The sequence below is a fragment of the Mitsuaria chitosanitabida ATCC BAA-476 = NBRC 102408 genome, assembly GCF_001598255.1.
Classification (GTDB): Bacteria; Pseudomonadota; Gammaproteobacteria; order Burkholderiales; family Burkholderiaceae_C; genus Roseateles; species Roseateles chitosanitabidus.
In genome coordinates this window covers 274,289-293,316 of the sequence record NZ_BCYP01000018.1, presented here as the reverse complement: position 1 = coordinate 293,316, position 19,028 = coordinate 274,289, and the positions used below count along the sequence as shown (strand labels likewise).

Sequence of the window (19,028 nt, the reverse complement as noted above, 5' to 3'; positions counted from 1 at the left end):
GGATGGTCGACTTGGTCCTCTACGAATATCCGTTCAACGAGAGCATCCGCACGATGCTCAGGCTGGAACATCTGTTCGATCGGCTCGGTCAGCTGATGGCGCGCGACACCGCGCTGGACCATCACTACGCGCTCGCCACCATCTTCGAGGTGATGGACGTCGCGTCCCGGGCCGACCTCAAGGCCGATCTGCTGAAGGATCTGGAGCGCCACCGCACCCAGTTCAACAGCTACCGCGGCAACCCCGCGGTGTCCGAGGCCGTCCTGGACGAAGTCGTCGGCCGCATCGACGTCGCCTTCGACAAGCTCAACCAGTTGCCCGGCAAGGCCGGCCACATCCTGACCACCAACGAGTGGCTGATGAGCATCCGCAGCCGGATCTCCATCCCCGGCGGCACCTGCGAGTTCGACCTGCCCGCGTACTACGCCTGGCAGCAGCTGCTGCCGGTGCGGCGCCGCAACGACCTGATGCAATGGGCGCAGACGCTGATGCCCATGGCCGAGGCGCTCAACGTGCTGCTGGGCCTGCTGCGCGACAGTGGTTCGCCGCACAAGGTGGCGGCGCACGGCGGCCAGTACCAGCAGAGCCTCCCGCCCGGCCGCAGCTTCCAGTTGCTGCGCATGCGCATCGATCCCAGCCTGGGCCTGGTGCCCGAGATCAGCGGCCACCGCCTGATGGTCTCCATCCGCCTGATGCGCCAGGACGAGGACGGCCGCTTGAAACCGGCGCCGGTCGACGCCACCTTCGAACTGACCCTTTGCTCCTGAGGCGCTGACGCGTTCATCGCGACGACGCGCCTCGCCGTCCCCGCTTCCGCCATGCCCGAGAAATTCATCCCCGCCACGCCGACGCCGCGCATCGTCCCCTGCCCCACCTGCGGCGGCGACAGCATCTTCGCGCCCAGCAACCTGTGGCGCCCCTTCTGCAGCGAGCGCTGCCGGCAGATCGACCTGGGCCATTGGTCCGACGAGTCCTTCCGCATGCCCGCGCCGCCCACGACCGTCGACGAGGACGAAGCCTCGAAGTGATCTCGGCGCGCGACGCGCCACGCCCGCCCCCCCGCGGGCGCCCATGAAAAAACCGGCCGTCAGGCCGGTTCTGCTTTGAGCGCTCGAACCTGGACGTCCGAGCGGCTCAGGCGGGCAGCAGTTCCCGCCGCACCAGGTCCTCGCGCGCCAGCTCGGGCGTCGTGAACAGATGGGTGTGCCAGCCCAGCGCCTTCGCCGCCGCGATGTTGGCCGGATGGTCATCGAGGAAGAACAGCTCCTCCGGCTTCGCGTCGAACTGCTCTTGCGCCAGATCGAAGATCGCGCGCGAGGGCTTGGACTGCTTGACCCGGCCCGAGAACACCCCCGACACGAACCAGTCCTTCAGCGGGAAGCTCTGCTCCAGATAGTCCGCGTAGGGCTCCGGCATGTTGGACAGGAAGTGCAGCGTGTGGCCCTGCGCCTTGAGTTCCTGGATCAGCGCGGCCGAGCCCTCGATGAGGCGCAGCTCCGACGGGACCGCGTCCATCACCGCCACGATCTCCTCGCGCGGCCAGCCGGTGCGGGCGTGGATGCGGTCGGCGGTGGTCGGCGCGTCGATCAGGCCCTGGTCGAAGGCGCCCCAGTCGCCGCTGTAGTCCTGGAACAGGTCCTTGGCGAGCGCGGCGCCCTGGATCTCGTCAGCCGCGCGATGGGCCCACACGCGGGCCAGGAAGCTCGGCGGATGCCAGCGGAACAGCACCGCGCCGAAGTCGAAAACAATCTTCATGCTCTGAATCTCTGGAGGGCGAGCCTGTGCGGCCCGATGAAAACGGGAACGGGAACGGGACGGCCGAGCGACGAAGGCCGGCAGGTCCCGACCTTCGCCGCGGCGTCAGGCGCGCAGCTTGTTCAGCAGGCCGGCGGTGGAGCCGTCCAGGCCCGCGGCATCGCCGCTCGCCAGTCGCGGCAGCAGGCCGTTGCACAGCGCCTTGCCCAGCTCCACGCCCCACTGGTCGAAGCTGTTGATGTTCCACACGGCACCGCTGACGAACACGCGGTGCTCGTACAGCGCGATCAGCGCGCCCAGCGAGGACGGCGTCAGCGCGTCCAGCAGCAAGGTGGTGCTGGGCCGGTTGCCGGTGAAGCTGCGGTGACGCGACAGGACATCGGGGTCGAGCTCCTTCGATGCCGTGGGCGCGAACTCGGCGCGCGCGACCTCGGCGGTCTTGCCCTGCATCAGGGCCTGCGACTGCGCCAGGCAGTTGGCCAGCAGCTTGACGTGCTGGTCCTTCAGACGGTCCAGCCACTCGCCGCCCACATGCGCGCCGAAGTTGGGCGTCTTCACCGCGATGAACTCCACCGGGATCACGTCCGTGCCCTGGTGCAGCATCTGGAAGTAGGCGTGCTGGCCGTTGGTGCCGGCCTCGCCCCACACGACCGGGCTGGTCGCGAAGCTCAGCGGATCGCCCTCGCGATCAACGCCCTTGCCGTTGCTCTCCATCTCCAGCTGCTGCAGGTAGGCGGGCAGCCGGCGCAGGCCCTGGTGGTACGGGGCCACCGAGCGGCTCGTGAAGCCGTGGAAGTTGCGATACCAGACGTCCAGCAGGCCCAGCAGCACGGGGAGGTTCCGCTCCAGCGGCGCCTCGCGGAAATGCTGGTCCATCGCGTGCGCACCGGCCAGCAGCGCGCGGAAGTTCTCCGAACCCACGGCGATCGCGATCGGCAGGCCGATCACCGACCAGAGCGAGTAGCGCCCCCCCACCCAGTCCCAGAAGCCGAAGGTGGTGTCGATGCCGAAATCAGCCGCCGCCTTGGCGTTGCTGGTGGTGGCGGCGAAGTGCTTCGCCACGTCGGTGCCGCCGGCGGCCAGGAACCAGGCGCGCGCGGCCATCGCGTTGGCCAGCGTCTCCTGCGTGGTGAAGGTCTTGGACGCGACGATGAACTGCGTCGTCGCCGGGTCCAGCTCGCGCAGTACCGGGGCCAGGTCATGCCCGTCGACGTTGGAGACGAAATGCAGGCGCAGGCCGGCCGGCACATACGACTGCAAGGCCTGCACGACCATGGCCGGACCGAGGTCCGAGCCGCCGATGCCGATGTGCACGACGTCGGTGATGCCGCTCTTCGCCTGATCGCGCACGCCGTCGGCGAACGCGAGCATGCGCGTCAACGACGCCTGCACCTCGTCGGTGAACGGGCCCTTCCCCGCCGGCGCGCGCAGCGCCGTGTGCAGCACCGCGCGCCCCTCGGTCGCATTGATGGGATCCCCGTTGAAGAGCGCCTCGCGCTGCGCCGTCAGTTGCACGTCCCGGGCCAGCTGCAGCAGCAGATCCAGCGTGGCGCGGTCGATGCGGTTCTTCGAGAGATCCGCGAAGACCTCCGGCGCCTGCAGCGACCACGAGGCGAAGCGCTCGGGATCGGCCGCGAAGGCCTGGCGCACGTCGAACGCGCGGCCGGATTGCTGGAAATGGGATTGCAGGGCTGCCCAGGTCGGGCTGCGGTCGCAACGCGGGAACTCGGTCATCGCAGGCTTTCGATCATCTGGTCCAGCTTGCCGGCGTCGACGGCAAACAGGCGGATGCCTTCGGCCAGCTTCTCGGTGGCCATGGCGTCCTGGTTGAGGGCGAAGCGGAAGGCCGCCTCGTTGAAGGAGACCTTGGGCAGATCCTGTGCCTTGGCCGCGTCAGCGTCGAGCACGCGCGTGAGCGGCGTCTCGTTGGCCTGCAGCTGGGCCAGCAGGTCGGGGCTGATGGTCAGCAGATCGCAGCCGGCCAGCGCCTGGATCTGACCCACGTTGCGGAAGCTGGCGCCCATGACCTCGGTCTGGATGCCGTGCTTCTTGAAGTAGTTGTAGATCGCGGCGACCGATTTGACGCCCGGATCGTTGACGCCGGCGCTGGCGGCCTCGTCCCAGCTCGCGCCGGCGGACTTCTTGTACCAGTCGTAGATGCGGCCGACGAACGGGGAGATCAGCTGGATGCCGTTCTCGCCGCAGGCCACGGCCTGGCAGAAGGAGAACAGCAGCGTCAGGTTGGTGTGGATGCCCTCGGCTTCCAGCTCGCGCGCGGCCTGGATGCCTTCCCAGGTCGAGGCGATCTTGATCAGCACGCGGTCGCGGCCGATGCCGGCGGCTTCGTACAGGCCGATCAGGCGGCGCGCGCGGGCCAGCGTGGCCACGGTGTCGAAGCTCAGGCGCGCGTCGACCTCGGTCGAGACGCGGCCCGGGACCACCTTCAGGATCTCCAGGCCGAAGGCCACCAGCACCTTGTCGACGATCAGGTCCAGCGTCTCGGTCTTGTGCGCCGCGACGGTGTCCTCCAGCAGGTGGGCGTAGTCGGGCGACTGCACCGCCTTCAGGATCAGCGACGGATTGGTCGTCGCATCGCGGGGCGTGAACTGCGCGAGCTGCTTGAAGTTGCCGGTGTCGGCGACGACGGTGGTGAAGGCCTTGAGTTGTTCGAGCTGGTTCATATGCGATGGCGCCGGGGGGGCGATGGACGGTGGAATCGGCTTTGCCCCGCGAGCGTGGCGGGGGAAACCCCGTATTAGAACCGCTGGGCCGCGGACCTCCCCGGCATGCCCCGCGGCACGTTGACCGCCTCAAGAAACTGGGGCATCATAATTCCGGTAACTTCGTTACATCAAGACATCTTCGCCTCTCCCGGCGGCGATGCCGGTTCTGAATCGCAACCCACGAAACTGTCCGTTCCCTCGCGGGAACGTCGCGCTCATGTCCTTCGATCTCGTCTTCTTTGGTGGCACCGGTGACCTGACCTGGAGAAAGCTGATGCCAGCGCTGTTCCAGGCCTTCCGCCACGGCAAGCTGCCCGAGGGCGGCCGCATCCTGGCGGTCGCCCGTGACGAGCAGACCGACGAGCGCTATCGCGAGTGGCTCAAGGAGCGCTTCCAGGAAGTGGAAGCCGGCAAGCGCCCCAACGACGAGGAGTTCGCCCGCTTCTCCGAGCTGGTGCACTACCGCCGCATGGACCTCTCGCAGCCCGAGCACTACGGCAAGCTCAAGGAGTGGCTGAGCGAGCGCAACGCCGACACCGTCGTGCTGTACCTGGCCACCAGCCCCCACCTGTTCACGCAGATCTGCCAGCAGCTGGGCGCCGCCGGCCTGAACGGCCCCAAGGTGCGCGTGGTGCTGGAGAAGCCGCTGGGTCACGACCTGGCCAGCGCGCAGGAGATCAACAAGGTGGTGCGCTCGGTCTTCGACGAGACGCAGGCCTTCCGCATCGACCATTACCTGGGCAAGCCCTCGGTGCAGAACCTGATGGCGCTGCGCTTCGGCAACGCGTTGTTCGAGCCGCTGTGGCGTCGCGAGAGCATCGCCAACATCCAGATCACGCTGGCCGAAGGCCTGGGCGTGGGCACCCGCGGGCCGTTCTACGACAGCACCGGCGCCCTGCGCGACATGATCCAGAACCATGCGCTGCAGCTGCTGACGATGATCGCGATGGAAGCCCCGTCGAGCAACGACGCGGACGCCATCCGCGACGAGAAGCTCAAGGTGCTGCGCGCACTCAAGCCCTTCACCGCCGAGAGCGTCGCCCGCGACGTGGTGCGCGGCCAGTACCGCGCCGGCAGCGTCGACGGCAAGCCGGTGCCCGCCTATCTGGACGAGGGCAAGATCCCCCCGGACAGCCACACCGAGACCTTCGTCGCGCTCAAGACCGAGATCCAGAACTGGCGCTGGGCGGGCGTGCCCTTCTATCTGCGCACCGGCAAGCGCCTGGCGGCGCGCGACGCGCAGATCGTCATCAACTTCCGCCCGGTGCCGCATCCCATCTTCCCGGGCAGCAGCTGCCCCAACCGGCTCATCATCAAGCTGCAACCCGAGGACGGCCTGGAGCTGCAGCTGATGGCCAACAAGGGCGGCTCCAGCACCGAGGCGCTGAGCCCCGTCTCGCTGGACCTGGACTTCGACAAGGCCTTCGCCCACACGCGGGTCGGCGCCTACGAGCGTCTGCTGCTCGATGCGATCGCCGGCCGCCTGAATCTGTTCGTGCGCAGCGACGAGCAGGAACAAGCCTGGAAGTGGGTCGAGCCCATCCTGAATTTCTGGAAGCAGGACAGCACCGGCCCGCGCACCTACGTCGCCGGCAGCTGGGGCCCGCCGGCCGCCAGCGCGCTGATCGCGCGGGACGGTCACTCCTGGATCGAAGAGTGCTGACCCGATGAGCATGCTCGAACGCATCAAGGCCGCGCTGCCCGCGCTGCCGCCCGCCGAGCAGCGGGTCGCCAAGCTGCTGCTGGCCGATCCCCGCTCCTTCGCGAACCTGCCGGTGAGCGAGCTCGCCGACCGCTCCCACGTCAGCAAGCCGACGGTGGTGCGCTTCTGCCGCAGCGTCGGCTATGACGGGCTGGCGGACTTCAAGCTCAAGCTGGCCGGCAGCGTCAATGAAGGCGTCCCCTTCGTCCACCGCGCGGTGGACGAGGACGACAAGCCCGGCGACCTCATCGTCAAGGTGGTGGACAACGCCGTCGCGGCGCTGCTCCATTACCGCAACGACGCGGCCAGCCATGCCTTCGAGCGCGCGATCACGGCGCTGTCCGAGGCGGCACGCCAGCACAGGCGCATCGAGTTCTACGGCGTCGGCAACTCCGGCATCGTGGCGCAGGACGCGCAGCACAAGTTCTTCCGCCTCGGCGTGAACACCTTCGCCTGCAGCGACGGCCACGTGCAGCTGATGAGCGCGACCATGCTCGACAGCGGGGACTGCGCGGTGATCATCTCCAACTCGGGCCGCAGCCGAGACCTGATGGACGCCGCGGAGATCGCCCGCAAGAAGGGCGCGACGACGATCATCATCACCGCCAGCGGATCCCCGCTCGCGCAGATGGGGCAGTTGCCGGGTCAGGTCTTGCTGGCCGTCGATCACCCCGAGGACTACGACCGCTACAGCCCCATGGTGTCGCGGCTGCTGCACCTGATCGTGGTGGACGTGCTCACCACCGGCGTCGCGCTGCGACTCGGCGAGAACCTGCGCCCGATGCTGCAGGAGATCAAGCGCAACCTGCGGACCAAGCGCTACGCGCAGTGAAGGGCGGCTCCGCGACGCGGGGTCCTCGATGGCGACGCAAGGCGCTCGCCAAAGGAAAACGGGCCGCTGATGCGGCCCGTCGTCGTTGGGGGAGCGAGATCGCTCAGGCGGCCTGCGCGGGCGCCGCGGCGTCGCTCCAGAACAGCTGTTCCAGACCATAGACGCGGGCCAGCTCGCGCAGCTCGCGCGGGGCCTGATGCAGCGTCAGCTGCCAGCCGTCCTGCCCGCACAGGCGCAGGGCGCTGAGCAGCAGGCTGAGCGCGGCGGAGTCGAAGTCGTTCAGGCCGCTCGCGTCCAGGCTCACCGAGCGGCCGGCGGCGTTGCCCACCTGCGCCGACTCGGCGCGCAGCGCGCCTTCCAGCTTCGCCCACTCCTGCGGGACGTTGTCCATGCGCAGCCGCGACGGCAGCTTCAGCATCGCATCAGCCCTTCTTGGCGGCCGGCGCCGGGCGCGCGTTGCGCTCGGCCAGCGACTTGATCAGGCCGTCGATGCCCTTGGCGTTGATCTCCTGCGCGAAGCTGTTCTTGTACTGATCAGCCAGCCAGATGCCCAGCACGTTCACGTCGTAGATCTTCCAGCCGGCGTCGGTCTTCTCGACGCGGTAATCCAGCTGGATCGGGTCGCCCTTGCCGCGGATCTCGGTGCGCACGATCACCTCGGTGTCCTCGGCGGCGGCGCGCATCGGCTTCATCGCGATGGTCTGGTCCTTCACCTGCGTCAGCGCGCCGGCATAGGTGCGCACCAGCAGGGTCTTGAACTCGTCCTGCAGACGCTGCTTCTGCTCGGGCGTGGCCTGGCGCCAGAAGCGGCCCACGGCGGTCGACGTGATGCGCTGGAAGTCGACATGCGGCATGACCTTGTCGTTGACCAGCTCCATGACCTTGTTGACGTCGCCGCCCTGGATGGCCTTGTCGCTCTTGACCGCGTCCAGCGTCTCGATGGAGAGCTGACGGATCAGTTGGTCCGGCGCCGAGCTGTCGGCGGCGAACGAGACCATCGGGCCCAGCGCCGCGATCGAGACGACCAGGCGCAGCATCAGACGTTTGGTGGAGTTCATGCTTGTCCTTTCTAGCTTCATGACTCGGCGAAGCCTCTCCGCAACGCGGTGGGGGCTGCGCCGGTTCACCGGTGACGCGATGGGTTCGTCACCGGGTGTTGCCCGACGGGTCAGCGGTCGCCTTGCGGGTTGACCGGCTTCTCGTCGGGGGTGATGACTTCGTAGTCATCCTCTTCTTCCTGCTCCTTGTGCGACTTGATGTTGCGTCGCTGCAGGTAGGCGTCCCGGATGAAGGTGTACTTGTCCAGCGCGATGCCATCGAGCATGTCGGTCACGCGCAGCAGGTTGGCGCGGGTGTTGACCAGTTGCAGCGCGGTGATGCCGATCTTGTACTCGCCGTCGTCGAAGATGTACGCGGGCGAGAAGTAGACGTTCGCCGGCAGCGTCACCGAATCGCGCAACGAGGACGGGCCCAGGATCGGCCAGACGATGTACGGGCCGGTCTTGACGCCCCAGTAGCCCAGCGTGCGGCCGAGGTCCTCGGACTGCTTCTCCAGGCCGGAGGGAGTGGCGATGTCGATCAGGCCGGCGATGCCGAACACCGAGTTCACCGCCACGCGCATGGTCTGCGTCGCGCCGTTCTTGAAGCGGCCCTGCAGGAACAGGTTGACCGCCGACCAGGCGTCCGAGAAGTTGCCGAAGAAGTTGTCCACCGCCTGGCGCGCTGGCTGCGGCACCAGGTCCGAGTAGGCGGTCGCCACGGGACGCAGGACGTTCTCGTCCAGCTTCTCGTTGAAGTTGAAGACCTTGCGGTTCCAGTTTTCCCAGGGGTCGAGGCGGTTGCGCACGCGCGGGCCCGGCGCCGGAGCGTCGGACGCGGCGCTCGCGGCCGCTTCCGCCGCCTGACCAGCCTGGCCCGCGGCGGCGGGCTCGGCGGCCGCGCCCGAAGCGGCCGGCGCCGGCGCCGGCGCCGAGGCGGGAGCGTCGGCGGCCGCAGCCGCGCCGTCCGTCGCCGAGGCGGCCGCGTCGGCGGCCTTGGCGGCGTCCGCCTGCTCGGCGTCGGCGGCGACGACCACATCGGCCTTCACCGTCTCGAGCGGCGCGGCCACCGCGACCAGCGTGTCCTGCGCCTGCGCCTGCGCCTGCGTGGGCGGCTGAACCGCCATCGCCTCAGGCGCCTGCTGCGCCAGGGCCGGCGTGGCCAGCAGCGCGGCGCTCAGCAGCACCGCGAGATCCGCCCGGACGAAAATCCGGGCCGGGGCTTCTTGGGTCATTGTTTCTCTCCCGAGGCCGGTGCCGCGGAGGCATCGGCCGCCTTGTTATAGAGGAACTGGCCGATCAGGTTCTCCAGCACCACCGCCGACTGGGTCTGCGTGATGATGTCGCCCGCGGCGAGGTTCTTCTCCGCCGCGCCCGGTTCCAGTCCGATGTATTGCTCGCCCAGCAGGCCGGACGTGAGGATCTTGGCGGAGCTGTCCTTGGGGAAGGCCACGCCGGCGTTCATCTTCAGCGCGACGCGCGCCTGGAAGGACTTGTCGTCGAAGGTGATCGCGCCCACGCGGCCCACGACCACGCCCGCGCTCTTGACCGCGGCGCCCGGCTTCAGGCCGCCGATGTTGTCGAACTTGGCGGTCACGTTGTAGGTGTCCTGGAAGTTCAGCGTGAGCAGGTTGCCGGCCTTCAGGGCCAGGAACAGCAGGGCCGCGCCGCCCAGCAGCACGAAGAACCCGACCCATGCGTCGTAACGAGAGGATTGCATCGGCAACTCCGGATCTGTTTTCTTGTTTGTTGATGGCGAGGTTCTGGACGTCTTGGCCGATCGGGCCTCAGATCGAGAACATCATGGCGGTGAGGATGAAGTCCAGCCCCAGCACCGCCAGCGACGACAGCACCACGGTGCGGGTGGTCGCCTCGGACACGCCTTCCGGCGTCGGACGGCAGGAATATCCCTGAAGCAGCGCGACGAAGCTGACCGTCACCCCGAACACCACGCTCTTCACGACGCCGTTGCCGACGTCCTTGAACACGTCCACGCCGCCTTGCATCTGCGACCAGAAGGACCCGGCGTCGATGCCGATCAGCGGGACGGCGACCAGCCAGCCGCCGACGATGCCGACGGCCGAGAACACGGCCGCCAGCAGCGGCATCGAGATCACGCCGGCCCAGAAACGGGGGGCCAGCACGCGCTGGATCGGATCGACGGCCATCATCTCCATGGCGCTGAGCTGCTCGCCGGCCTTCATCAGGCCGATCTCGGCGGTCAGCGAGGTGCCGGCGCGGCCCGCGAACAGCAGCGCGGCGACGACCGGGCCCAGTTCACGCACCAGGCTCAGCGCGACCAGCAGGCCGACCGCCTCGGCGGAGCCGTAACGCTGCAGCGTGTAGTAGCCCTGCAGCGCCAGCACGAAGCCGACGAACAGGCCCGACACGCCGATGATGGACAGCGAGCGGTTGCCCACGTAGAAGATCTGTTCCCGCACCAGCACGAAGCGGCGCAGGCTGAAGCCCAGGTGCAGCACCAACGTGCCCAGCAGACGCGCCGAGGCGCCCCAGTCGGTCAGTTTCAGGCGCAGGCCGCGCCCGATCGAAGTGGCCAGGGCGATCATGCGGCGGCCTCCTCGGGCAGGCCGAAGTCCTCGCGGACCGGCTTGGCGGGCTGGTGGAAGCGGACGGGACCGTCCGACTCGGCGTTGACGAACTGGTGCACCAGCGGGTCGCTGCTGTGGCGCAGCTCGTCCGGGGTGCCCTGGGCGACGACGCCGCCGTTGGCCACCATCACCACGTGGTCGGCGATGCCGAAGGTCTCATGGATGTCGTGCGACACGATGACGCTGGTCAGGCCCAGCGCGTCGTTCAGGTCGCGGATCAGCCGGGCGGTGACGCCCAGCGAGATCGGGTCCAGGCCCGCGAAAGGCTCGTCGTAGAGCACCAGGTCGGGGTCCAGCGCGATCGCGCGGGCCAGCGCCACGCGGCGGGCCATGCCGCCCGACACCTCGTTGGGCATCAGGTCGCGGGCGCCGCGCAGGCCGACCGCGTTGAGCTTCATCAGGACGAGGTCGCGGATCATGGCTTCCGACAACTGGGTGTGCTCGCGCATCGGGAAGGCGACGTTCTCGAACACGCTCAGGTCGGTGAACAGCGCGCCGAACTGGAACAGCATGCCCATCCGGCGGCGCTGCGCGTACAGATCGGTCTGATTCATCGGGGCCAGATCCTGGCCGTCGAACAGCACCTGGCCCGATTGCGGGCGCAGCTGGCGAGTCAGCAGGCGCAGCAGCGTGGTCTTGCCGCCGCCGGACGAACCGATCAGCGCCATCACCTTGCCGCGCGGCAACGACACATTGACATCCTTGAGGATGACGCGATCGCCATAGCCGACGGTGACATCCCTGACTTCAATCAGCGGACGCGCCTTGTTTGATGAATTTGAGTCGGTGAATGCCATTTCCGATGGGTCAATCCGGGACGAACCGGGCGGCTGGCGTCCGGGACCCGGGATCATAGGGTAAAGCCCGAATTGATGCCGGAGGCCACCTGGGGCGGGATGGCGATTCGCGACAGTCGCGTGACCGGCCTTGACGGACGTGACGCAGTTCACGTTCCGACGCCCCTGGCGGGACGGGCGGATTCAGAGGCGCGACGAGCGGGCTCGCCTTCCAAGGGCGACTGCCGATAATTTGTTCATAAGGAGATCTCCATGTCTGGGAACCATTCGACGCCGGCACGCCGGACCCTCGCCCGCGGCTTCACGCTGATCGAACTGATGATCGTCGTGGCCATCATCGCGCTGCTGGCCGCGGTCGCCTTGCCGGCCTATCGGGACTATGCGATCCGTGGCTCCCTGACGGACGCGGCCAGCGGCCTGACGGCCGCCCGCGCGGACATGGAGGCCTACTACCAGAACTTCCGCACCTACGCGGCCAACGGCAACGCCTCGCCGCCCTGCCTGACGGCGCAGACCGTCGGCAAGTTCACCATCCAGTGCGCCGCGCCGGGCGCCGCCGCGTACACGATCCAGGCGACGTCGACCGACAACACCCTCAAGCTCTTCGTGTTCTCCATCGACCAGGGCGACAACCGCGTGACCGTGTCCTCGCCCACCGGCTGGGGCAGCGCCAACTGCCCGCGCTGGGTGATGCGCAAGGAACCATGCTGAAGCCCCCGCACCGCGCCGGGCGCGGATTCACCCTGATCGAGCTGCTGATCGTCGTGGCGATCATCGGCTTGACGACCGCGCTGGCCGCGCCGGCGCTGCGCACCTGGAGCGCCAATGCCCAGACGCGCAGCGCGGGCAGCAACATGGCGTCCGCGCTGCGGATGGCGCAGGCGGAGGCCGTCAAGAGCTACCAGCCGGTGGCGTTCTACCGGACCGCCCAGAACACCTGTACCGGCCTGGAGCAGCCGTCGGCCACAGGGGCCTACTGGGTGGTTCGCCTCGTCCCCAATGTCGCGCTCACGATTCCGAACGCCACGACCAAGCCGGCGATGTGCGGAAAGATCTCGGAGCAGAGCGACACGGTCACCGTCGCGGGACCGACGGCGGTGTGCTTCGGTCCGAACGGCCGACCAGTCGCGCTGACCAACGGCGCGGCGGGCACCGGCGGCACCGCCGCCTGCGGCGTGCCCAACAACGGCCAGATCATCTACACGGTCGATACCAGCATGAGCGTCGCCAGCAGCGGGCTGAAGCGACTGTCCGTCTGGGTCACCATGGGCGGCGGCGTGCGTCTGTGCGACCGCGAGCGCCTGCAATCGGACAGCGCGCCGGACGGCTGCCCCGCGAGCTGAGGTCATCATGCGCAAGCCTTCTTTCCCCCTCTCCCCCGCGAAGCGTCGTCGCGCGCGCGGCATGACGCTGATCGAACTGCTGGTGGCGATGCTGGTGATGACCATCGGCATGGTCGGCCTGATGACACTGATGGCGCGGGCCTCTCAGGCCACCGCCGGCACCGAGGACACGCAGCGGGCCGCCCTGCTGGCCGGCGACATGGCCAACGACATGTGGTCGTACAGCACGATCAACCCGCCGACCGTCGCCGCCTGGCAGGCCCGCGTGGCCAATGCCTCCCAGTCCGGACTGCCGCGCGCGGTCGGCGCCATCGTCTATACCGGCCAGGTGGCCCGCATCACGGTGTCCTGGACCACCCCGACCGGCGCCTCGCGCCAGTACTTCACCGACGTGCGCCTGAATTGATCATGACGACGCCCCGCTCCCTTTCGCTGTCCGGTCGCCAGCGCGGCTTCACGCTGATCGAGCTGCTGGTCTCGATGACCATCGGCCTGGTCCTGATCGCCGCGTTGGGCGTGATCATCAACCGCTTCGAGGTCTTCAAGCGCCGCAGCGCCGCGACGTCGGACCTGACGCTCAACACGGGCTACCTGGCCTACGATCTGGACCGCCAGCTCCGCAGCGCCGGCTCGGGCCTTTACCAGATCTCCGGCGCCTTCGGATGCCAGATCTTCGCGTCGGCCAATGGCGCCGCGATCCTGCCGTCCCCGACCGCCTTCCCCGCCCCGTTCGCGGCCGTGAACACGGCGGTGCGCGCGACCCCGCTGCTGGTCTATCCCGGCGCAGGCGCCAACGGCTCGGACGTCATCCAGATCATGACCGCCTCGGCGGGCATGAGCGAAGCGCCCATCCAGGTGAACGCCAACAGCGCCACCGCCAACACCATCCAGGTGATCAACTCGCTGGGCGTGCGCGGCGGCGACCTGATGCTGCTCACCGAGGCCGCGCCGCGACCGAACTGCATGGTGGTCCAGGCCGCCAACGGCTACGTCGGCGGCACTTCCCAGGTGATCAACCTGGCCGGGAACTACTACTCCTCCTCGATCGGATCGCTCAGCATCCTCTCCTTCGGCGTCGGCAGTACGACCACCTTCGTGTCCAACCTGGGCAACGAGCAGGGCAACACGCCGCGCTTCCAGTTGCTCGGCGTGAACGCCGCGCAGCAGCTGGTGGCCTACGACCTGCTGCGCCTGAACAACATGCCCAACTCGGCCACGACGCCGGTGCCGCTGGCCGATGGCGTGGTGGACCTGCGCGTGCGCTACGGCATCGACGGACTGCAGAACGGTTCGATCAGCAACTGGGTCGTGCCGGGCTCCAACGGCTTCACCGTGGCGGCGATGAGCGGTGCCAACAGCGGCGCGCAAACCTTGATCAAGCAGATCATCGCGTTGCGCGTGGCCGTGCTGCTGCGCAGCGACCGGATCGAGAAGGAAGTGTCCAACCCGGGCTCCTACACGCTGTTCCAGTCGCTCCCCGCGGCGGCGCAGGTGACGGTGCCGACGGCCGACACCAACCGCAGCTACAAGGTGGTGGAGTTCACCGTCCCGCTGCGCAACGCCATCCTGACCGCGACCAACCGTCCGGTCATCCCTTGACCCCCGAGGACGCCATGCGCCCCACCTCCGCTCCCTTCCGAACCGCGCGCCGTCAGCGCGGCGTGATCATGGTCATCGCGCTGATCACGCTCTCGGTGCTGCTGATCGGCGCCGCGATCGCGATGCGGTCGATGAACGCCTCGCTGACCAGCGTGGGCAACTTCGGCTTCAAGCGCGACATGGCCAACCGGGCCGAGCTCGGCATCCGCGCCGCCACCACCGCGCTGACCACGGGCGCGCTGGCGTCCACCGGCGCCCGGCAGGCGACGAACGCCGCGCTCAACTACAGCGCCGCGCTGCTGCCCAGCGACGCTTCCGGCATCCCGACGGCGATGCTGGACCTGACCAGTGCGTCCAACATCAACGGCAAGGGCGCCGCGGGCAACGAGATCACCGTGCCGGCCGAAGGCCTGCGCATCGTCTACATGATCGACCGCTTCTGCTCGAACGAGGGCGCCTTCTCGTCGGCCAACTGCCTGACCACCGGCGCGCTGACGCTGGGCGGCTCCGACATCGAGGCCATCAAGCAGCCGCCGCAGCCGACCTACCGGATCACGGTGCGCGTCACCGGTCCCCGCGACGCGTACTCGTTCTTCCAGTCCACGTACACGACCCAGAACTGATCGAGGTCCCCGATGTCCACTCCCTCCCTCAAGCCCCTGGGCACCCTGGCGGCGCTGCTGGCCGTCGCCGCCGGCGCGCAGGCGCAGACCGCGCTGGCCGACAAACCGGTGTTCGCCTCCGTGTCCGTGCCGGGCAACCTGGCGCTCGCCCTGTCGGTGGAGTACCCCACCGCCGTGGGCAACGCCCACATCGACGCCAACTACCTCCAGGCGTCGACCTATCTGGGTTACTTCGACCCCGACAAGTGCTACGACTACCGGCTGGCCACCACCGGCGGATCCACGCCCATCCCCTTCGACCACTTCGCGCCGACGGCCAAGGCGACCGCCCACGGCTGCGTCGGCAAGTGGAGCGGCAACTTCCTGAACTGGGCCACGATGCAGACCATCGACCCGTTCCGGTGGGCGCTGACCGGCGGCTACCGCGTGGGCGACTACACCTACGCGACCATCCTGGAGAAGGCCTATGCCAGTGGCCAGGGGAGCACCGGCAACTTCCCCGACCGCACCGCCAGCACGAACGCGACCGTGATCGCGGCCGCGACCCCGCTGAACTGGACCACGCTGAAGCTGCGCGTGCAGGGCCTGGGCGCGAAGCTGCGCTTCACCAACACCGGCAACAACAACGGCAGTTCCATCACGGCCTTCGACCCGAGTGCCGGCCCCTGGGCCAGCAACGGCACCTATGAACTGAGCGTGCGCGCTCGTGTCTGCGACAAGACCCTGGGCACGGACTACCTGGAAGCCAACTGCAAGGCCTACGGCTCGAACTACAAGCCCGAGGGCCTGATCCAGCAGTACGCCAACCAGATCCGCTTCAGCGCCTTCGGCTACCTGAACGACGGCTCGCTGACCCGCGATGGCGGCGTGCTGCGGGCGCGCCAGACCTTCGTCGGACCGACGCAGCCGGTCCCCGGCGGCACCGACACGGCCAACGTCCGCGCCGAGTGGGACGGCACGACCGGCATCATGGTCACCAACCCGTCGCCCACCGACGCGAGCGACTCCACCAGCTACTTCGGCACGAGCATCACCAACAGCGGGGTGATGAACTACCTGAACAAGTTCGGCTCCATCTCCGGCACCTACAAGACCTATGACCCGGTGGGCGAGCTCTACTACACGGTGCTGCGCTACTACCGCAACCTGGGCAACGTGTCCGCGTACACGACCCCCCCATCCACCTCGTCGGCCAAGGCCACGCAGGCGGACGGCTTCCCGGTGATCAGCACCTGGGACGACCCGATCCAGTACTCGTGCCAGAAGAACTTCATCCTGGGCATCGGTGACGTCAACACCCACGCCGACCGCGACCTGCCCGGCGCGACCGGCGCGTCCGAGCCGAGCAAGCCCACCGAGGTCACCAACGACACGACGCTGAACGCGACGACCTTCACCAACTACGTCGGCACCATGTCCGGCCTCAGCGGCCTGGCGGCGACCTCGCCCTACAACGGCTGCTGCTCCAACAACGGCGCGCTGATGGCGGGCATGGCCTACTGGGCCAACTCCACCGACATCCGCCCCGACATCGACACCAAGTCCTCCGGCATGCAGACCGTCCAGACCTACTGGGTGGACGTGATGGAACTGCAGACCTACAAGAACAACAACCAGTACTACCTGGCGACGAAGTACGGCGGCGCCCAGCTGCCCTCCGACTTCAACCCGCTGACCCGGACCGCCGACCTGTCGCAGAGCTGGTGGCATACCGGCGACTCGTCGGACACCGTCGGTGGCCAGCTGCGCCCCGACACCTACTTCACCGCCGGCAAGCCCGACCTGATGGTGAGCGGCCTGACCAAGGCCTTCACCAGCATCGCCTCGCGCATGAAGGCGTACTCGACGGCCTTCGCCACCGCCTCGCGCAACGTCAGCGGCACCGGCGTCGCCAACTACGCCGCGCAGTTCGACGCCGCGAGCTGGTCGGGCGACGTGGTCGCGCGGACCCTGTCCTTCGACACCGTCAGCGGCAGCACCACCAGCACCGACATCTGGCGCTTCTCCGACAAGCTGGCCACCCAGGCGTCCGGCACCGGCTGGAACACCGGCCGGTACATGGTGACCTACAACACCACGACCAACACGCCGGTGCCCTTCCGCCTGGCCAGCATCAGCTCCACGCAGTCCTCGGCGCTGGACACGTCCTATCGCAGCACGGCCGATGCATCGGATTACCTGAACTACCTGCGCGGCGACCGCAGCCAGGAGCAGAACTCGACGGTCTCCGGCAGCTCCAAGGCCTATCGCACGCGGACCTCGCTGGTCGGCGACATCGTGAACGCCAAGGTCGCGGTCGTGGGCCCGCCCGCGTTCGGCCTGTCCGACGCGAGCAACCCCGGCTACTCCACGTACAAGGCGGCCAAGGCCTCGCGCACCACGGTGGTCGTGGCCCCGACCAACGCCGGCGTGGTGCACGTCATCGACGGCTCGCTGACGGGCTCCACCGCGGGCAACGAGCTGTTCGCCTACGTCCCTGGCGGCGTCTACACCGGTCCGAACAACACGCCGTCGGTCGACGGCGCGCAGTGGGTCGGCAATCCGGCCTTCGACCATCATTACCTGGTGGACGGCCCGATCACGTCCATGGACGTGGACTTCGGCAAGACGGTCGGCGGCAGCGGCACCGACTGGCGCTCGATCGTCGTCGCCGGCATGGGCAAGGGCGGCAAGCGCATCTACGCGCTGGACCTGACCGACACGAGCGGCATCACCACCGAGGCCGTCGCCGCGACCAAGGTCCTCTGGGAGTTCACCGACGCGGACATGGGCTACCAGTACGGCGAGCCGCTCGTGGCCAGGACCGCGCAGTACGGCTGGGTCGTGATGGTGCCCAGCGGCTACAACAACGCCTCCGGCAAGAACCACCTGTACATCCTGAACGCCCGCACCGGCGCGCTGCTGCAGCGCATCGACACGCCCGTCGGCACCTCGCAGCAGTCCGACGACGGCACGCCGAGCGCGCCCAGCGGCATGAACTCGCTGTCGGCCTACTACCCGGACGTCACCTCCGCGCTGGCCGAATCGGTCTACGGCAGTGACCTGCGCGGCGGCGTGTGGCGCTTCGACCTGCGCGCGGGCAGCGGCGCCTATCCGACGCCGGTCAAGGTCGCGATGGCGATGGACGCCACCGGCGCGGTGGAGCCCATCACGACGCATGTCTCGGTCATCATCCAGCCGGGCACCAACCGCCGCTATCTGGCATTCGGCACCGGCAAGCTGCTGGCCGCCAGCGACCTGAACAATACGCAGATCCAGCGCATGTATGCCGTCATCGACGGTGGCTCCGGCGCCTTCAACAACCAGGCGGACCTGCCGTCCGGCGTCACCTTCCCCATCACGCCCAGCTATCTGCAGCAACTGGTCGACCCGACTCAACCGGTCACGCTGGACTTCTCGCAGCAGATGGGCTGGTACATGAACGTGTCCTCCGGCTACCGCATCATCAACGACCCGACCTACTACGGTGGAACGGTGGCGTTCGCGGCCACGCTGCCCAACAACAGCAACGCCTGCAACCCGACCGGCAGCAGCCTGGTGTACGCCCTGGACCTGGGCACCGGCGCGACCCAGTTCGCCAACAACGCCGCCTACCTGTCGCCCGGCTTCGCGGTCACCGACCTGAAGTTCGTCACCACCGACAAGAGCGTGGTGCTGAGCATCGGCGGGTCGTCCGACAGCACGAACACCGGCAACAACAACGGTGGCTCGGGTGGCTCCGGCGGCAGCGGCGGTTCGGGTGGCTCGGGTGGCTCCGGCGGCTCCGGCCTCCTGCAGGTCTGCTCCGGCTCCGGCTACTCCGTGTCGGGCGCCAACGCGACCGCCTGCCTGAAGGACGGCGCCAATCAAGGCAACCGCATCCTCAACTGGCGCGAGGTCCCGCTGCGCAACTCGACGGGCGGCACGCTCTGATCGCCCCTCGCAGAAGCGACGAAGCCCGGCTCCGGCCGGGCTTTTTCATTGCCGCGATCCGCGTCGGCAGGTGTCAACGCTCGGGGTGCCCAAGCG

Annotated in this window: 19 protein-coding genes; 10 read left to right on the top strand and 9 right to left on the bottom strand. The window is 68.3% G+C overall.

Annotation, left to right across the window (positions count from 1 at the left end; genetic code table 11):
* Positions 1-11 precede the first annotated feature (11 nt).
* Both zapD and MCHT01_RS12150 read left to right on the top strand, forming a co-directional pair.
* On the top strand, positions 12-767 hold the full coding sequence (zapD, locus tag MCHT01_RS12155; RefSeq protein WP_067065810.1) for a cell division protein ZapD: 756 nt from the start codon (positions 12-14) through the stop codon (positions 765-767).
* A gap of 51 nt (positions 768-818) precedes the next feature.
* Positions 819-1,028 carry a DNA gyrase inhibitor YacG gene (locus MCHT01_RS12150; protein ID WP_067065585.1) on the top strand — a complete coding sequence of 70 codons (210 nt, stop codon included), beginning with the start codon at positions 819-821 and terminating at the stop codon, positions 1,026-1,028.
* A 106-nt stretch (positions 1,029-1,134) separates the two neighbouring features.
* On the opposite strand, the gene MCHT01_RS12145 is transcribed toward MCHT01_RS12150, so the two are convergent.
* From MCHT01_RS12145 to tal, 3 genes are all read right to left on the bottom strand, one after another.
* Positions 1,135-1,755, bottom strand: coding sequence for an HAD family hydrolase (locus MCHT01_RS12145; protein WP_067065584.1), 621 nt, complete (start codon positions 1,753-1,755; stop codon positions 1,135-1,137).
* Positions 1,756-1,860: 105 nt separating this feature from the next.
* Positions 1,861-3,489 (bottom strand): glucose-6-phosphate isomerase, encoded by a 1,629-nt coding sequence (gene pgi / locus MCHT01_RS12140; protein WP_067065583.1) that lies wholly within the window; start codon positions 3,487-3,489, stop codon positions 1,861-1,863.
* Positions 3,486-4,436, bottom strand: a complete 951-nt coding sequence (gene tal / locus MCHT01_RS12135; protein ID WP_067065582.1) for a transaldolase — start codon at positions 4,434-4,436, stop codon at positions 3,486-3,488. The genes pgi and tal overlap by 4 nt, the downstream gene beginning before the upstream one ends.
* Positions 4,437-4,695: 259 nt before the next feature.
* Between tal and zwf the strand changes: the two genes are divergently transcribed.
* Both zwf and MCHT01_RS12125 read left to right on the top strand, forming a co-directional pair.
* Positions 4,696-6,141 (top strand): glucose-6-phosphate dehydrogenase, encoded by a 1,446-nt coding sequence (gene zwf / locus MCHT01_RS12130; RefSeq protein ID WP_067065581.1) that lies wholly within the window; start codon positions 4,696-4,698, stop codon positions 6,139-6,141.
* Positions 6,142-6,151: 10 nt separating this feature from the next.
* Positions 6,152-7,012 (top strand): MurR/RpiR family transcriptional regulator, encoded by an 861-nt coding sequence (locus MCHT01_RS12125; RefSeq protein WP_067065809.1) that lies wholly within the window; start codon positions 6,152-6,154, stop codon positions 7,010-7,012.
* 103 nt (positions 7,013-7,115) lie between these two features.
* Here MCHT01_RS12125 and MCHT01_RS12120 read toward each other — a convergent pair whose 3' ends face one another.
* From MCHT01_RS12120 to MCHT01_RS12095, 6 genes are all read right to left on the bottom strand, one after another.
* Positions 7,116-7,430 (bottom strand): STAS domain-containing protein, encoded by a 315-nt coding sequence (locus tag MCHT01_RS12120; RefSeq protein WP_067065580.1) that lies wholly within the window; start codon positions 7,428-7,430, stop codon positions 7,116-7,118.
* A gap of 4 nt (positions 7,431-7,434) precedes the next feature.
* Positions 7,435-8,070, bottom strand: coding sequence for an MlaC/ttg2D family ABC transporter substrate-binding protein (locus tag MCHT01_RS12115; RefSeq protein ID WP_067065579.1), 636 nt, complete (start codon positions 8,068-8,070; stop codon positions 7,435-7,437).
* Positions 8,071-8,180: 110 nt separating this feature from the next.
* Positions 8,181-9,284, bottom strand: coding sequence for an MlaA family lipoprotein (locus MCHT01_RS12110; protein WP_067065578.1), 1,104 nt, complete (start codon positions 9,282-9,284; stop codon positions 8,181-8,183).
* Positions 9,281-9,769: an outer membrane lipid asymmetry maintenance protein MlaD gene (mlaD, locus tag MCHT01_RS12105; protein WP_067065577.1), complete on the bottom strand. Its 489-nt coding sequence runs from the start codon at positions 9,767-9,769 to the stop codon at positions 9,281-9,283. Before mlaD ends, MCHT01_RS12110 begins: the two co-directional genes overlap by 4 nt.
* A gap of 67 nt (positions 9,770-9,836) precedes the next feature.
* Complete coding sequence (gene mlaE / locus MCHT01_RS12100; protein ID WP_067065576.1) at positions 9,837-10,616, bottom strand: lipid asymmetry maintenance ABC transporter permease subunit MlaE; 780 nt, start codon at positions 10,614-10,616, stop codon at positions 9,837-9,839.
* Positions 10,613-11,455, bottom strand: a complete 843-nt coding sequence (locus tag MCHT01_RS12095; protein ID WP_067065575.1) for an ABC transporter ATP-binding protein — start codon at positions 11,453-11,455, stop codon at positions 10,613-10,615. Before MCHT01_RS12095 ends, mlaE begins: the two co-directional genes overlap by 4 nt.
* A gap of 252 nt (positions 11,456-11,707) precedes the next feature.
* Between MCHT01_RS12095 and MCHT01_RS12090 the strand changes: the two genes are divergently transcribed.
* Genes MCHT01_RS12090 through MCHT01_RS12065 form a run of 6 tightly spaced genes read left to right on the top strand, consistent with a single transcriptional unit; the run spans position 11,708 to position 18,932 of the window.
* Positions 11,708-12,166 carry a type IV pilin protein gene (locus MCHT01_RS12090; RefSeq protein ID WP_067065574.1) on the top strand — a complete coding sequence of 153 codons (459 nt, stop codon included), beginning with the start codon at positions 11,708-11,710 and terminating at the stop codon, positions 12,164-12,166.
* Complete coding sequence (locus tag MCHT01_RS12085) at positions 12,160-12,798, top strand: GspH/FimT family pseudopilin (protein ID WP_067065573.1); 639 nt, start codon at positions 12,160-12,162, stop codon at positions 12,796-12,798. Before MCHT01_RS12090 ends, MCHT01_RS12085 begins: the two co-directional genes overlap by 7 nt.
* 7 nt (positions 12,799-12,805) lie before the next feature.
* Positions 12,806-13,204 carry a type IV pilus modification PilV family protein gene (locus MCHT01_RS12080; RefSeq protein ID WP_084452449.1) on the top strand — a complete coding sequence of 133 codons (399 nt, stop codon included), beginning with the start codon at positions 12,806-12,808 and terminating at the stop codon, positions 13,202-13,204.
* A 2-nt stretch (positions 13,205-13,206) separates the two neighbouring features.
* Entirely contained in the window at positions 13,207-14,397 is a 1,191-nt protein-coding gene (locus MCHT01_RS12075) for a PilW family protein (RefSeq protein ID WP_067065571.1), read from the top strand.
* A 14-nt stretch (positions 14,398-14,411) separates the two neighbouring features.
* Positions 14,412-15,020 (top strand): hypothetical protein, encoded by a 609-nt coding sequence (locus MCHT01_RS12070; RefSeq protein WP_067065570.1) that lies wholly within the window; start codon positions 14,412-14,414, stop codon positions 15,018-15,020.
* A gap of 12 nt (positions 15,021-15,032) precedes the next feature.
* Entirely contained in the window at positions 15,033-18,932 is a 3,900-nt protein-coding gene (locus MCHT01_RS12065; protein ID WP_067065569.1) for a pilus assembly protein, read from the top strand.
* Positions 18,933-19,028 lie beyond the last annotated feature (96 nt).

Coding starts and splice junctions, on each gene's coding strand:
- MCHT01_RS12115 (WP_067065579.1), bottom strand. CDS start 8,070: ATGAACTCCACCAAACGTCTGATGCTGCGCCTGGTCGTCTCGATCGCG.
- MCHT01_RS12110 (WP_067065578.1), bottom strand. CDS start 9,284: ATGACCCAAGAAGCCCCGGCCCGGATTTTCGTCCGGGCGGATCTCGCG.
- MCHT01_RS12080 (WP_084452449.1), top strand. CDS start 12,806: ATGCGCAAGCCTTCTTTCCCCCTCTCCCCCGCGAAGCGTCGTCGCGCG.
- mlaD (WP_067065577.1), bottom strand. CDS start 9,769: ATGCAATCCTCTCGTTACGACGCATGGGTCGGGTTCTTCGTGCTGCTG.
- MCHT01_RS12065 (WP_067065569.1), top strand. CDS start 15,033: ATGTCCACTCCCTCCCTCAAGCCCCTGGGCACCCTGGCGGCGCTGCTG.
- MCHT01_RS12125 (WP_067065809.1), top strand. CDS start 6,152: ATGCTCGAACGCATCAAGGCCGCGCTGCCCGCGCTGCCGCCCGCCGAG.
- tal (WP_067065582.1), bottom strand. CDS start 4,436: ATGAACCAGCTCGAACAACTCAAGGCCTTCACCACCGTCGTCGCCGAC.
- MCHT01_RS12070 (WP_067065570.1), top strand. CDS start 14,412: ATGCGCCCCACCTCCGCTCCCTTCCGAACCGCGCGCCGTCAGCGCGGC.
- mlaE (WP_067065576.1), bottom strand. CDS start 10,616: ATGATCGCCCTGGCCACTTCGATCGGGCGCGGCCTGCGCCTGAAACTG.
- MCHT01_RS12120 (WP_067065580.1), bottom strand. CDS start 7,430: ATGCTGAAGCTGCCGTCGCGGCTGCGCATGGACAACGTCCCGCAGGAG.
- MCHT01_RS12095 (WP_067065575.1), bottom strand. CDS start 11,455: ATGGCATTCACCGACTCAAATTCATCAAACAAGGCGCGTCCGCTGATT.
- pgi (WP_067065583.1), bottom strand. CDS start 3,489: ATGACCGAGTTCCCGCGTTGCGACCGCAGCCCGACCTGGGCAGCCCTG.
- MCHT01_RS12085 (WP_067065573.1), top strand. CDS start 12,160: ATGCTGAAGCCCCCGCACCGCGCCGGGCGCGGATTCACCCTGATCGAG.
- MCHT01_RS12090 (WP_067065574.1), top strand. CDS start 11,708: ATGTCTGGGAACCATTCGACGCCGGCACGCCGGACCCTCGCCCGCGGC.
- MCHT01_RS12150 (WP_067065585.1), top strand. CDS start 819: ATGCCCGAGAAATTCATCCCCGCCACGCCGACGCCGCGCATCGTCCCC.
- MCHT01_RS12075 (WP_067065571.1), top strand. CDS start 13,207: ATGACGACGCCCCGCTCCCTTTCGCTGTCCGGTCGCCAGCGCGGCTTC.
- MCHT01_RS12145 (WP_067065584.1), bottom strand. CDS start 1,755: ATGAAGATTGTTTTCGACTTCGGCGCGGTGCTGTTCCGCTGGCATCCG.
- zwf (WP_067065581.1), top strand. CDS start 4,696: ATGTCCTTCGATCTCGTCTTCTTTGGTGGCACCGGTGACCTGACCTGG.